14 protein-coding genes are annotated in these 13,219 nt (G+C 41.2%); 6 read left to right on the forward strand and 8 right to left on the reverse strand.

Going from position 1 to position 13,219, the window contains the following annotated elements; translation table 11 throughout:
• Positions 1-66: 66 nt before the first annotated feature.
• The 4 genes from HPC67_RS10290 (at position 67) to HPC67_RS10305 (ending at position 4,327) form a co-directional block, all read left to right on the forward strand.
• Positions 67-822 carry an SDR family NAD(P)-dependent oxidoreductase gene (locus tag HPC67_RS10290; protein ID WP_217587571.1) on the forward strand — a complete coding sequence of 252 codons (756 nt, stop codon included), beginning with the start codon at positions 67-69 and terminating at the stop codon, positions 820-822.
• An 89-nt stretch (positions 823-911) separates the two neighbouring features.
• On the forward strand, positions 912-2,177 hold the full coding sequence (locus HPC67_RS10295) for an MFS transporter (RefSeq protein WP_217587572.1): 1,266 nt from the start codon (positions 912-914) through the stop codon (positions 2,175-2,177).
• 339 nt (positions 2,178-2,516) lie between these two features.
• Positions 2,517-3,413, forward strand: a complete 897-nt coding sequence (locus HPC67_RS10300) for an ABC transporter permease subunit (protein ID WP_217587573.1) — start codon at positions 2,517-2,519, stop codon at positions 3,411-3,413.
• Complete coding sequence (locus tag HPC67_RS10305; protein WP_217587574.1) at positions 3,410-4,327, forward strand: peptide ABC transporter permease; 918 nt, start codon at positions 3,410-3,412, stop codon at positions 4,325-4,327. The genes HPC67_RS10300 and HPC67_RS10305 overlap by 4 nt, the downstream gene beginning before the upstream one ends.
• A 73-nt stretch (positions 4,328-4,400) precedes the next feature.
• Here the strand turns inward: HPC67_RS10305 and wrbA are convergent, their stop codons facing one another.
• Together wrbA and HPC67_RS10315 are read right to left on the reverse strand one after the other, a co-directional pair.
• The gene (gene wrbA / locus HPC67_RS10310) at positions 4,401-5,006 is read right to left on the reverse strand and encodes an NAD(P)H:quinone oxidoreductase (RefSeq protein WP_217587575.1); all 606 of its coding nucleotides are present in this window, start codon (positions 5,004-5,006) and stop codon (positions 4,401-4,403) included.
• A 301-nt stretch (positions 5,007-5,307) separates the two neighbouring features.
• The gene (locus HPC67_RS10315; protein WP_217587726.1) at positions 5,308-5,727 is read right to left on the reverse strand and encodes a MarR family winged helix-turn-helix transcriptional regulator; all 420 of its coding nucleotides are present in this window, start codon (positions 5,725-5,727) and stop codon (positions 5,308-5,310) included.
• Positions 5,728-6,094: 367 nt separating this feature from the next.
• Between HPC67_RS10315 and HPC67_RS10320 the strand changes: the two genes are divergently transcribed.
• A complete protein-coding gene (locus tag HPC67_RS10320) occupies positions 6,095-7,069 on the forward strand; it encodes an NAD-dependent epimerase/dehydratase family protein (RefSeq protein WP_217587576.1) in 975 nt (324 codons plus the stop codon).
• Positions 7,070-7,195: 126 nt separating this feature from the next.
• On the opposite strand, the gene HPC67_RS10325 is transcribed toward HPC67_RS10320, so the two are convergent.
• The 6 genes from HPC67_RS10325 to HPC67_RS10350 all read right to left on the reverse strand — a co-directional run bounded on the left by HPC67_RS10325 (position 7,196) and on the right by HPC67_RS10350 (position 12,065).
• Entirely contained in the window at positions 7,196-7,570 is a 375-nt protein-coding gene (locus HPC67_RS10325; protein WP_217587577.1) for a VOC family protein, read from the reverse strand.
• 18 nt (positions 7,571-7,588) lie between these two features.
• Complete coding sequence (locus HPC67_RS10330; protein ID WP_217587578.1) at positions 7,589-8,329, reverse strand: amidohydrolase family protein; 741 nt, start codon at positions 8,327-8,329, stop codon at positions 7,589-7,591.
• Positions 8,330-8,548: 219 nt separating this feature from the next.
• Positions 8,549-9,307: a hypothetical protein gene (locus tag HPC67_RS10335; protein ID WP_217587579.1), complete on the reverse strand. Its 759-nt coding sequence runs from the start codon at positions 9,305-9,307 to the stop codon at positions 8,549-8,551.
• A 24-nt stretch (positions 9,308-9,331) separates the two neighbouring features.
• A complete protein-coding gene (locus tag HPC67_RS10340; RefSeq protein ID WP_217587580.1) occupies positions 9,332-9,748 on the reverse strand; it encodes an HIT family protein in 417 nt (138 codons plus the stop codon).
• Between the two features lie 206 nt (positions 9,749-9,954).
• Positions 9,955-11,049: a glycerol dehydrogenase gene (locus HPC67_RS10345; protein ID WP_217587581.1), complete on the reverse strand. Its 1,095-nt coding sequence runs from the start codon at positions 11,047-11,049 to the stop codon at positions 9,955-9,957.
• Between the two features lie 398 nt (positions 11,050-11,447).
• Positions 11,448-12,065 carry a spore coat protein gene (locus tag HPC67_RS10350; protein ID WP_217587582.1) on the reverse strand — a complete coding sequence of 206 codons (618 nt, stop codon included), beginning with the start codon at positions 12,063-12,065 and terminating at the stop codon, positions 11,448-11,450.
• 195 nt (positions 12,066-12,260) lie between these two features.
• Between HPC67_RS10350 and HPC67_RS10355 the strand changes: the two genes are divergently transcribed.
• Positions 12,261-13,202 (forward strand): arginine deiminase family protein, encoded by a 942-nt coding sequence (locus HPC67_RS10355; RefSeq protein WP_217587583.1) that lies wholly within the window; start codon positions 12,261-12,263, stop codon positions 13,200-13,202.
• Positions 13,203-13,219 lie beyond the last annotated feature (17 nt).

Here is a 13,219-nt window from a genome sequence, read left to right on the forward strand (position 1 = left end):
TTGTTAATCAATCGTATATATGATTGCATTGGTGTAAATATTATTAATCAAAGGGGATATGCAAATATGGGCAAGCTCCAAGACAAGGTTGCAATTATTACTGGTGGCGCTGGCGGTATTGGGAAAGGCATGGCGACAGCTTTTGTAAAAGAAGGCGCAAAAGTCGTCATTGTCGACTTAAATGAAGAAACTGGAAATGAAGTCGTTAAAGGACTTCAGGAATTTGTTCCAGAATCAACGTTTATTCAAGCTGATTTAACAAAGCACGAAGCGTTAGGTGATATTGTAAAGCAGGTTGCTGATAAGTATGGTCAATTGGATATCTTGGTGAATAATGCGCACGCTTCCAAGATGGCCTCTATTGAAGAGACGACACAGAAAGAATTAGATTTCTCCTTCAATACAGGATTTTATCCAACGTTTTATCTCATGCAAGCAGCTCTACCATATTTAAAAGAATCAAAGGGCAGCATTATTAATTTTGCTTCAGGTGCAGGGATTAATGGTCATGCCAACCAAGGTTCATATGCAGCAGCAAAAGAGGCTATTCGCGGTATTAGTCGTGTTGCAGCAAATGAATTTGGACCATATGGCATTAATGTTAATATCATTTCTCCGATTGCTAAATCAGAAGGTATGATTCAGTGGGCTGAAGCGAACCCAGAGTATTACGAAAGAATGCTATCCGGTATTCCAATGAGAAGACCTGGTGAGCCAGAGGAAGATATTGGCCGTGTTGCTGTATTCTTAGCGAGCGAGGACTCAAATTATATTACTGGACAAACAATTATGGTTGATGGTGGGTCAATTCAGTTACGTTAATATATAAAAATAGATGACGGTCACAAGTCAGCCATCCAATTGACTGGCTTGTGAATGATTAACATAAAAATAAACAGGGGGTTTCTACGGTGAGTGGAGAAAAGAGAAAGCGCATTCATTTCGCATGGTGGGTATTAATTGGGTTGTCGATTATGATCGGTTTAGCAAGAGGTGGGATTAATAATGCAGGGGGCTTATTTTTATCACCAGTATCACAGGATTTAGGAATAGGAATTGGGAGTTTATCGATTTACCTCAGTATTTCTTCTATCGTAACGATGTTATTTTTACCTCTTGCAGGGAAATTGATGGCGAAGTATGACATAAGAGGCATACTCATCATTGGAATTATCTTGCAAGCGGGGTCATTCGCTTTATTCGGATTTATGGATTCTGTGTGGGGCTGGTACATCCTTTCTGCTCCGATGGCATTCGGTGCGATATTTGTAACGACGATGGCAGGTCCTGTCTTAATTAATCGTTGGTTTAAAAAACGCAACGGATTAGCAATGGGGCTCATGATGGCAGCAGTTGGTCTGTTTGGTGCATTCATTCAACCATTTGCGGGTAATTTAATTGCAGAGCAAGGCTGGCGCAATGCATATATTGTTCTCGGTGTTGCAGCGATTGCAATCATTATCCCTGTCGTTCTATTAATGATCAGAAAGCAGCCCGAAGACAAAGGGTTAATGCCATATGGTATGGAGGAAGTTTCAGAAGGAAGTCTTGAAGCAGCCGCTACTGTTGAAAAAGGTGTAACCATGTCTGATGCTAAAAAATCGCTCGCGTTCTTTTCAATGCTATTATTCTTATTCTTTATGACGGCGATTGGTAGTTTCGCTCAGCACATCGGACCTTATGCAATGGGTATCGGTTACAGCGTTGAATTTGCTGGACAAGTTATGGGTGCATTCATGGTCGGTATGCTTGTTGGTTCACTCGCATTTGGTTTTCTTTCTGATAAAATCGGTGCACGTAACACAGCACTTTTTTCCATGGTCACAGGTATCGTATCGATGGCACTATTAATCTTTGTACCAGATAATCAAGCTGTATTCACACTAGCAATTGGTATTTTTGGATTTGTTACGGCTTCGATTGGTACGTTGGCACCACTTCTAACAACGTCTATTTTTGGAAATAAAGAATACAGCCAGATCTATGCATCTATTGGTATTGGTCTTGCTGTTGCGGGTATCGTTGCACTCCCAGGGTATGGGTTTGTCTATGATTTAACAGGTAGCTATACACTCGTTCTGTATACGCTTGTAGCGATGCTCTTAATTAATATGGTGTTAGTCATCCTTGCGTTTAAAGGCAAGAAGACATTGGAAGAAAAAGGACTTTATAATTAAAGTCATCTTTATAAGTCGATAAAACCGTCCGAGCTAGAGACTATGTCTTTGGTTCGGGCGGTTTTTTATTTAATGGATATGGTACGATTAAGCACATTTGCCCATTATACAGGAGATGAGGGTGCTCAGATTAAGCGTGATTTTTCAAGGGTTCATGAGTGTATGATGTATGAGCGTCAGCTTTAAACAGAACTCCCAGTCCATGTCGTTTACCCTTCATAAGCCCATCATGTAAAATTGGGCTTATCTCCCTCAATTATATATTCAGAATAGATTGACCGACACCGCGCCTTCTGGTACGATTTCAATAAGATTTTGTGCGGCGAGAGGGGACAAGCTATGGGGCGTTTATTGCGTAACAGTATCGTTTTTCCATTGGTCATTGTTGGCTTTGTGTTGTTATTGCTGCTTCCAAAAAATGTTGACGTCCAACAAGAGGGGGCTCTAAGTTTTTCTGCGGACTATCCATTTACATTTGACTTGTATAAGCGCAACATCGAGCAGTTTATTGGGCATTTATGGACTGAAAAAGGCTTTGGGGAAACGAGATCAGGTGTGCCGTTAACGGAGCATGGTGAACGGTATTTGAAGCGGAGTATGAAGGTCATTGTAGCGGCATTTGGCTTGTCTATGGTGCTCGGTTCACTGTTAGGTGTATGGTTTTTCTTCTTAAGGGATAAGTGGCTCGGGAAGCTATTCTCCTCACTTGGTTGGGCGCTTGCTTCGATTCCTGATTTCTTTTTATTTATCATTTGTCAGTATGGGCTCATTCTTTTAATGCAAAAAGGCTTTCCGGAGTTTAATTTATTCAGCAGTGATGATTGGTATAGCTTCATTATTCCATCTCTCGCTCTAACGATTTATCCGCTCTTTCATATGATCAAAATGACGCTGGTGACGATGGATCACGAAAGTAGCCAGGAGTATGTCAGAACAGTATTGTCAAAAGGGATGACGCGCTCGCGGACGACCGTACATATTTTTTGGAATGCGTTATCGACGATTTTGAATCAATCACATATGGTGTTACTCTATATCTTATCCAGTCTGCCGATCATCGAGAAGCTATCCAACTACAACGGTGCCGGATACCAGCTGTTGGAAAGCATTCTGGATGATGAGGTTATTTGGGCGTTTATGTTTTTCCTACCGTTTTTAGCGATGATGTTTATCGTAATGGTACTCGTTGAACTGGCGCGGATCTGGCTCTTACCGAGGGATGTGAGTCACGTATGAGGCAATACGTGATCACCATTAAACGACATGCACTGTTGCTTTGTGGTTTGTTGATGCTGACGTTTATAATCGGAATGGCTATTTTCGGACCGAGCTTATCGTTTATCGATGAAAATTTAGAGGAAGTGACCCATACGCTTACAGACGGACAGCTAGAGGTGGCACCGTTTCCCCCATCAAGAGAGCACGTGATGGGCACAGACCGTGATGGCCGTGATATCCTTAGCCTCATCGTCATGGGGGCTTCGCAAACGTTATTAATTGTTTGCTTGGTAACGGTCATACGGTATCTTGTCGCGATTCCACTCGCCTACATGGCGCACAAGCGTGTGTTTGGCATTGATACACTCGTGAAAAGCTTAAATCACTTTCTTTCCTATGTACCGACGATCATTATTGTCGTGATCCTGGCCATGCTTCCGCCAATTATTGTTTCTGATGCGAGGCCATTTGCGCTCGTCATCATCATTGCGCTCGTTGAGGCTGGCCGTGCTGCCCATACGATGAAGCTTGATTTCAACGCGGTAGCGGAAAAAGAATTTATGCTGAGCGGTGCGGCAGTAGGAGCAAGTTCGTTACGCATGCTCAAGGCGTACTATTTACCTTTTTTATATCAAAAGCTAATTATTTATGTGGTGTCTGATCTCGGTAAGGTGATGTTTTTGCTTGGTCAGCTCGGATTTATTGGGGTTTTTGTCTCTCAGGAGCTGGTACAAGTTGAAATAGGAATGTTTGAATTGAGAAATGAGTCAATTACATGGCCAATGCTTTTAATGGATACATTTATGGACCTCCGTGGCCCTGTCTGGATCATCTTCTGGCCTGCATGTGTCATGACTGTAACGATTTTTACGTTTAACATGATTGCCCAAGGGCTGCAACAATTGCCTAAGAAACGGGATTCGTTTATGTAGCTCGGTTGAAGCGGATAAAAAACCGATCACCTTACGACATGGTCGCAGGTGATCGGTTCTGTCATCGTTTGTATTAGTTTCCTTTAATGCGGCTAGCGATGTCGATGGTGCGTTTCGCTTGATGCTTAACAGCTGCTTCAACATCTTCAACCATGTTACCGTCTTGATCGACTGTAACGCTTGTGCCGTATGGGTTCCCGCCGGATACAAATGCAGATTGATCGGTATATCCAGGTGCGGCAATCAGAGCACCCCAGTGCATCATGGATGTGTATAAGGATAGGATCGTCGCTTCATGACCGCCGTGTGGGTTACCGGCAGAAGACATGGCACTGACCACTTTATTAACGGTTTTGCCAGCGCCCCATAGACCACCCTGCATATCGATAAACTGCTTCATTTGTGAAGGCATATTACCGAAACGAGTTGGGATGCTGAAGATAATCGCATCAGCCCATTCGATGTCATCAGATGTTGCCTCTGCAACGTCTTGTGTGGCATCGAAATGTGCTTGCCATGCAGGGTTTGAAGCAATCGCTTCTTTTGGTGCAAGCTCAGGTACTTTAAGAACCTTGACGTTCGCACCTGCAGCCTTGGCGCTTTCCTCTGCCCATTTGGCCATTTGATAGTTCGTTCCTGTTGAGCTGTAATAAATAACGGCTAAATTAATGTTTGTCATTGGTGTAATCTCCTTTAATAATATAATCTCCGAGTTGGCATCGGATATGTGTAATCATTAGTCTTTGGAAAAGTTAGATGCATGCGCGAAACAACCTGCTGACTCAGCTTTAGAAATTTTCCCTCCTTGAAGAATTCAGCGTGTAAAATTATCTCGCATTAATATATTACTAATTCGAGATATTAATGTAAAATAAAATGCTTAGCCTAGGCAAGATTGTTTGGTGAGCTAGAAAAGCCAGGCATAAGCAGAGGGCGATAAGACCCGTTCATAACTTTTTTGTGGTGTCACGTCACATTGTTTACAACGACTCAGCATGATAACCGAGCTTTTTCAGCTGTTCAATCATCAGTTCTTTTTCATCCGTATTCAGGCCACCCATGATGTGGTGAATGGCTTCAACATGCTTGGGAAAAATACCATCCATCAGTTCTTTGCCCGCTGGTGTAATGACGGCATAGGTCACACGACGATCTTTTGGACAAGCCTGGCGTGTTAGCCACTGCTTTTTCTCAAGCTGATCGATGACATATGTCATACTGCTACTCGAGAGCAGTATTTTTTGCCCGATTTTCTGAATGGGCTGTTCTCCTTTATGATATAACAGCTCCAATACCGAAAACTCAGTCAGATTGATGCCTTGATTTTTAATGTCGGCCGTGACGTGTTTTTCGATCGCTTCCAGTGCCCGTGTTAATACGACGAAAAGCTTTAAAGACATTTGATGATCGCGATTTTGCGGCTTGTTTGTGTCCAATGTGAATCACTCCAAGTTATTATCTCGAATTCGAACTAATTATATGCCGTGTATACTTAAATGTCAATAGACTAAACTAAGAGGACGCGGAAACTTATGGAAATTGATAATTTGTGGACTTCTGATTGGCGGTGTGTTAATTTTGTACTCTAACCAAGATGGCTACCATAAATTTACCAATAAGATATTGCGCTGTCATCGGTTAAAAGTTATAATAAATATGTGAAATACTTCACATTCACAAAGCATGAACACAATACTATAAAATTAATTTTACACAAGTATTCGTTAAGCGTTCGATCCATTTTAAGTAGCGAGGAGAGAGATAAGAATGAAGAAACGTGTATTTATACTCGGAGGTACAGGGTTATTAGGGTATCATACGACGAAGGAACTGTTAAAACGTGGTTATGAGGTGTCAACCGTATCATTGCCACCAATGCCGACGGAGGATTTATTACCGAAAGAGGTTACATGTCACTTAGGCGATATTAATGAGATGACTGATGAACAGATTCTCGAGATGCTGAAAGGTGTTGATATGTTCATACATGCGGCAGGTGCCGATGAGCGCACTGTACCGGAAGCCCCAGCTGCGCGCTTTTTCTACGAGCAGAACGTCATACCGACTCAGCGCCTCGCGCGTCTTGCCCGCCAATCAGGTGTGAAGCGCTTCGTCATTTATGGATCTTATTTTGCCCATTTTGCTGAACAGTGGCCAGATTTGAAAATGGCGACAGAACAGGCATATCCACGTACACGACTGCTTCAGGAGGAAGTGGCGATGCTTGAAGGAGAAGGCGAAATGGACGTTATGTCGCTACGTCTGCCTTATATATTTGGCACGATGCCGGGACGAAAGCCACTTTGGGAAATGTTCTTGCCATATATACAAGGAAAAGATGTTGTACACGTTTTAAACGGTGGCACAGCAATGGTTACAGCCCAGCAAGTAGCAGAGGCGACTCTCGGTGCTTTAGAGTTTGGTGCACATGGTGGTAAGTACGCCATATCGGACACAAACATGAAGCACAAAGACTTTTACCAACTCATCGCCAACGTTCTTGGTCAAACGGAAACGGTCATTCAGGTCGTTCCGTTAGATCATATGAAACCAGCCTATGTAAAAGCCGATGAAAAACTGGCTGCGTCTGGTCGAGAACAGGGGATGCATAACGCCATCGTGGCCGAGGTGCAAAATCGTGATGCCTATGTCGATCCGAACGACACGATGCCAATTTTGAAATATAACAAAGCCGATATAGAAGAAGAAATTATTAAAACGATTAAAGCCTGTCTGGATTAATTAAATAGATGCTATTTAAAACCTCGTATGAAAAAGCTTAATTTGTTCTCTGCTTCATACGAGGTTTTATGTTTGAAGTTTGACCACACCTCAGATGGGCTTCACATATTTCCAATGCGTCTATCCTCACACCTCAATCCATTCCAAAAATTCCAATCGATTGCCAAATGGGTCACTCACGTAAAATCGCTCTGCCCCAGGCAGGTTTGTGTCCTCTTGGATGGTGATTCCATGCGAGGTTAAATGCTGCTTTAATGCTTGAATATGCTCGACTTCGAATGCAGGGTGTGCTTTTTGAGCAGGCGTAAAGCTGTCCTCTATTCCAATATGGATCTGTTGGTGTCCAACACGAAACCATACGCCACCTCTTTTTTGCAATGAGCTTGGCTTGGGAATCTCTGTGAATCCGAGAATATCTTGAAAAAATGCTCTTGCTTCAGCTTCACAGCCTTCAGGCGCAGCGAGCTGGATATGATCAATGTGTTTGATATGAAAAGACATAATGAGATGCCTCCCTAATTATTTTCTATACCAGTTGAGGGCGTTTTGGTAGAGAACGTTTTCGGCTTGTTTTTCGAGTGAATCAAAAATGACATCAATATCTGCAAGCTGAAAAGGTCTTTTGGCTCGAGTTGACGGCAGGTCCGTGCCAAACATTAAGGCATTTGGGTTCACATCATAAATCTGTTTGATAACCGGTTTGGGATCAAAATCGAGGCGACCGAATCCTGTTGCCTTAACACGGACGCCTTTTTCAACGAGCCTCAGTAGATGAGGTAAGCCGTGTTTGGATAACCCTAAGTGATCAATGGAAACAGCGGGTAATCGGTCTATAATCGGAATCAATGGCGGTAAATCCGCTCCGTCAATGTATAATTCGGTATGCCAGCCGACGAGATCAAATACCTTTTTTGCAAAAGGCTCAAGATGAGATATGTGCGCTGACCCACCTCGTTTTACGTTAAAACGGACGGCTCTTACACCAGCTTGATGGAGTCTCAATATCTCCGCTTCTGACGTGTCAGCCGGGAGCTGCGTCACACCGACAAAAGACGGACCAAGCTGTTTTAATGCGTGTACTAAATACGATTGATCAAACCCTTGAAAAGAGCCCGATACAACAGCGCCACCTATGATGTTTACATCGTGTAGCCGAGAAAAATAATCGTTTTTTGTAAAGGGGTCTGGCTTGAAGCCTTGATTTTGAGATAGAGGAAAACGTGGATCAATGATATGCATATGCGCATCAAATATCTTCATGAGCATGCTCCTTCGTTAAAGGTCATACTGCTATCATACGAGGTATTTGGAAATAAGTATAATACTGGTTTTGTATATGAAATGATAAGTAATTGTGATCATCAGAAGTGCTCTATTTATTTTTTGTGATTTGAAAAGAGTAAGTGGCCACGCTTAGGGAAGGGGTATTTTTTTGTCATAGAGGCTCTGTTAATGGCAAGCATTGTTGAATAATGGAATTCATATCTTGAGAAGTAGTGATTTTATAATTGTTTTCACAGTTGATTCAGCTTCCTTATGGACCCTGACCTTATCTCTAAAAGGAAAATCGCTTGGTGTAACGGTTAATTTTGCAAGCGGTTCCAATTCTGTTTCACAAACCCATTCGTCTTTAATTCCACCTTGTTTGAATAGGGTCTTTGAGAAGAAATATATTGTTCCGTCTGTCCAACGATTCGGAGCGTCATTATTTGTTGAAAAATAATAATAACGTTTTTTTCCTTTATTAGTAGTAACCGATAAGCACAGGTTTCTAATGGAACCAACATAACCTTTTCTATTTACAACTGCAAAAAATAATGACCATACACCGTCTGATGAAGCAAAAACAGCTTTAATAGGCTTACCATTAAAGAGAGAACTATTTCTTGGCTCAAATCTATTTATTGAGGAATTATTGGAACCGTGTACGACCAAACCCTTTTTCTCAATTACATAATTTAAAAACATATATAATGGGTATCTACTGTTATATGTGAAAATACTACCATTATTTGATGATATATTTCTTAAGAACATTTCATCAAATTCTTCAATAGCATGCTCAGACAACTTCAATTCTTCTAGTTTTAACAAGCGGGTTCTATCTAAAATAAACTTTTTAATTGAGTTTAACATTCCTGTTTTATTAATAATCTCCCCCACCTTGATGAAAAGTGCATATCCTTCTTTAAGAAATGCACCCTTTAGTAAAAAGGACCGCCACTGTGACGATCTCATTATTGTATTAAAGCCCCCGTTACTTCAATAACTTATATTCAAGATTTCCGACAAGTTAGCTCTTAACGATATAAATTCTTCTTTAGAAACTGCATTTTCTGGTTCCACCCAGGAGAACCCATCATTTAAAAAACGTGGAATAATGTGCATATGATAATGCTCAACATCCTTATAAATCCCATTGTTTTGCATTATAGTAATGCCGTCAGTGTTTAATAATTTTTCAAGAGCAGTAGCTATTTGTTGAGATACAAGTATTACTTGTGTCAAACTTTCTTTGTCAACCTCACTAAACTCTTGATAATGTTTTTTAGGAACTACTAATATATGTCCCTTATTGATAGGGTATTTGTCCAAAAAACAACAAACATAAGTATTTTCATAAATTATAAAAGCATCTTCTTTTTTAGAGATTATCTCACAAAAGATACAATTATCCATTGACCTACCCTCCCCTGTTAGTTGAATAAGATTTTAGATTAAAAACAAATTTAGTTATTCAAATCGTATCACAAGTTTACTGATTTCACATAAAATTATGATGAAATCTTATCAAACCTTCAGGACTTATGCAAAAATACTGTTAAAACTAAACTTTACCAGAGCGCATATGAAAAGCAGCTGGACGCATCCAGCTGCTTTATAAATTAGACTAATTTGCTTAATTGATCAACAGTGATAATCGCGTTGGCGACATCTTCGGCAGTAATATCTGTCGAAAGGTTTTCGATCGTTTCACCTTGTTTTGTAGCGGCTGCGCCAACTTTTAATAAATCCTCGTAAGATACATTTTCTAAATGCATGTCTTTAAGTGTTGTTGGCAGATCGAGTGCTTTATAAAAATCAATATAATCCTCGAGCTCGTCCTCTGGGTGTAGCTCAAGTACGAGCTGAACAAGTGTGCCATAAGCGACTTTTTCACCGTGAGTGAGGTGGTGAATGTCGCCGTCTAATACAGTGAAGCCGTTATGAATCGCATGGGCACCTGCAAGACCGCCACTTTCAAAACCGAGACCGGATAGAAGTGTGTTGGCTTCGACGACAGCTTCAACATGCTCTGTGACGACGCCTTTTTGAACAGCTTTATAAGCAGGGACACCATAATTGAACAATGTATCCTCACAAGCTTGAGCAATTGCTTGGGCAGCAATTGTTGGTTTGCCACCGGCCATGGCGTTTCCGTTACTCTTAATCGTAGCGCGTGCTTCAATCCATGTTGCCATTGCATCGGCAATACCTGAAGAAAATAGACGTGCTGGTGCTTTCGCGATAACAGCTGTGTCTACGAGTACAAGATCAGGATTCTTGTGGAAGAACATATATGACTCAAATACACCCTCGTCTGTATAAATGACGGAAAGGGCACTTGTTGGTGCGTCAGTTGATGCCGCACTCGGTACGATAACGATGTTACTATCCAATCCACTTGCGACAGCCTTAGCTGTATCTAAGATTTTTCCGCCACCGATACCGACAACGAAATCAGCATCGTTTGCTTTTCCTTCTTCAACAATACGATTCACTTCATTCATGGAAGCCTCGCCGTTAAATTCTACAAAATGATAGTCAATACCTTTTTCTGAGAGACTATTTGTTACGGAAGACCCTACAATACCCCATACAACTTCATCTGAAAGAATAAGTGGCTTCTTCCCTAAATGCTCAATGTGTTCCCCGATATGATTGATGGCACCTTTTCCTTGAATATACTTGCTAGGTGATCTGAATACTTTAGTCGTCATGAGCAACATCTCCTTCAAGTTATTACTGATACATGTTCATTATACCCTGAATGATAAGAACATAACATACAGATTGAACTTTTTTCACAAACTTTACAAGAAGCTCACAAAACGTTAAAGATTACCATCTGTTTCGGATTGCATTATATTTAAAATCTGATCTTATCGGCATAATTTGGAAGTGGAAGGGAGGGGTCGTAGTATGTTGTATATTCAATGTCTTTGTAATTTTGTGTAAATATGATTATACTAAATGTAAGCTGTTATTTGTAGGAATTACAATTAAAAGGAGAAGTTTCGTTCTTCTGGCCTAGTCATTAAAAGCATGTCAAAAATGAACTGTTGATTACTAATCATCAACAGTTCATTTTTATATGAAATCATATGAAGTTGACTATTTACTGCAAATGACCGCCTTGCTGTGGTACAGTCGTGTAGCCGTTGAGCATTTGATTCATATCTTGCTGGGTTAGCTGTGGGACTTGGTAATACCCTTTTTGGTTTTGATATAAGAAAATTTCGTAGCTTAATTCGATGAAATTCGGTACCGTATCAGCGATGACCCGACGCAATACGGGATTCGTCATTTCCGCAGCGGTCATGGCGAGTAACGATGTCAGTGATTTGGTTTGACCAAGCATATAAGCGGACAAGCCTTGATCAGATAGCTCATTGACGGATGCGTTCGGCTTCTTCGGCTGTCCAGGCTTGAGGCCGTACATAACGTTATTGTTTTGTGTCATTTGATAAGACTGTGTCGGCACGGATGGGTCTTTTCCGGTTTGAAACGTTTCTACAATCGTGTTGTATGCCTGTGTCGTAAAGGCCGATTGACGTTTTAAAATGTCTTTAAGCTCAGGATCTTGAATGTGCTGCTCATACATTTGATACTGATCAAGCATACTAATGATGCCAGCAATCACCTCGTGCGCATCAAATAATTCATGGCCACCATGGTTTTGCTGGGGTGGGGTTGTCTGCATATTTGGTTGCTGTTGATTTTGCTGTTGGTTCATATGGTAAAGGCCTCCTTGAAAATGTTTATATCAATGTTTATCTTGTCACTGTAACTCAATTTCATGCACTGATTTATTCTTAATGTCACTGGTCAGTTAATAAAATTGTGGCATCGATCTGATGTTGGCACGTACATAATTTGAGAGCAAACGCTTATTAAAAAAAAGTGATTTAAAGTGAGGTGGATTTAATTTATGCGGTCAATTAACCCGAGTTGTTGGTCTGAGCATGATGAGTTAGATATTGTAATGGTTTGTAAGCCGACAGAGCTGTCTATACCGAATCTTCAATTGGCGGCTGAAGTTCAATGGAATGCGCCTGTTCATCATGAAAAGGCACAGGAGAATTTTCGAAATTTAACGATTGCACTCAAATCGGAAGGCATTCGTGTCATCGATTACTCTGATCTGTTATCTCAAGAGGATCAGCAGCTAAGTAGGCAGCTCATTAACCGTTTTTTTGTAAGAGATCTTGCCTGTGTCTTTGGTGAACAAATTGTCCCTGGGGTGGCAGGTACTTTTATGAGAGCGCCCGAATATGACATGGCGCACCGCTTGATGGAGCGGTCGTTTGCTCGAGATACGTTCGTTAAATGGGACGATGATGCGCATCATCCACTTGAATTTGGTGATGTGCTTGTTTTAAATAAAGATGCTGTGCTTATTAATGCCGGACTCAGGACGAGCATTGAGGGCATTTACAAGGTAAAGGACGATTTATTTCAAGCGGGATTTTCAGAGATTGGTGTGATGAACCTGCCCCGGCGCACGGACACGCTTCACTTAGATATGAATTGTAATGTGGCAGGCGACGGTATTGTTGTTGCTAAAATTTTTATGCGCCATTTTCCAGTTAAGGTACTGACAAAGGGAACGGTGCGGTATGGTATGTTTGCGGATTTTTTAAAGCAGCATGGGTTTGAGGTACATTGGCTCGAGCGTTATAACACGATTCCTGATATTAATTTTCTTAATCTCAGTCCGGATACAATACTCATTAGTCAAAACGCTGACCAATCGTTACTCAAATCTCATCCGATGCTCCAGCATAAACGCATCATCTCAATAGATGTAACCGAGCTCGAAAAAGCTGGGGGTGGCATCCGCTGTATGACATTACCGCTTAAACGAAAATAGGTCGGAGAAGGAGTAGG

Origin of the sequence: Lentibacillus saliphilus, from assembly GCF_019093865.1 — a bacterium.
In the GTDB taxonomy this organism is placed as follows: domain Bacteria; phylum Bacillota; class Bacilli; order Bacillales; family Amphibacillaceae; genus Lentibacillus_B; species Lentibacillus_B saliphilus.

Coding starts and splice junctions, on each gene's coding strand:
- HPC67_RS10290 (WP_217587571.1), top strand. CDS start 67: ATGGGCAAGCTCCAAGACAAGGTTGCAATTATTACTGGTGGCGCTGGC.
- HPC67_RS10300 (WP_217587573.1), top strand. CDS start 2,517: ATGGGGCGTTTATTGCGTAACAGTATCGTTTTTCCATTGGTCATTGTT.
- HPC67_RS10305 (WP_217587574.1), top strand. CDS start 3,410: ATGAGGCAATACGTGATCACCATTAAACGACATGCACTGTTGCTTTGT.
- wrbA (WP_217587575.1), bottom strand. CDS start 5,006: ATGACAAACATTAATTTAGCCGTTATTTATTACAGCTCAACAGGAACG.
- HPC67_RS10315 (WP_217587726.1), bottom strand. CDS start 5,727: ATGTCTTTAAAGCTTTTCGTCGTATTAACACGGGCACTGGAAGCGATC.
- HPC67_RS10320 (WP_217587576.1), top strand. CDS start 6,095: ATGAAGAAACGTGTATTTATACTCGGAGGTACAGGGTTATTAGGGTAT.
- HPC67_RS10325 (WP_217587577.1), bottom strand. CDS start 7,570: ATGTCTTTTCATATCAAACACATTGATCATATCCAGCTCGCTGCGCCT.
- HPC67_RS10330 (WP_217587578.1), bottom strand. CDS start 8,329: ATGAAGATATTTGATGCGCATATGCATATCATTGATCCACGTTTTCCT.
- HPC67_RS10335 (WP_217587579.1), bottom strand. CDS start 9,307: ATGAGATCGTCACAGTGGCGGTCCTTTTTACTAAAGGGTGCATTTCTT.
- HPC67_RS10340 (WP_217587580.1), bottom strand. CDS start 9,748: ATGGATAATTGTATCTTTTGTGAGATAATCTCTAAAAAAGAAGATGCT.
- HPC67_RS10345 (WP_217587581.1), bottom strand. CDS start 11,049: ATGACGACTAAAGTATTCAGATCACCTAGCAAGTATATTCAAGGAAAA.
- HPC67_RS10350 (WP_217587582.1), bottom strand. CDS start 12,065: ATGAACCAACAGCAAAATCAACAGCAACCAAATATGCAGACAACCCCA.
- HPC67_RS10355 (WP_217587583.1), top strand. CDS start 12,261: ATGCGGTCAATTAACCCGAGTTGTTGGTCTGAGCATGATGAGTTAGAT.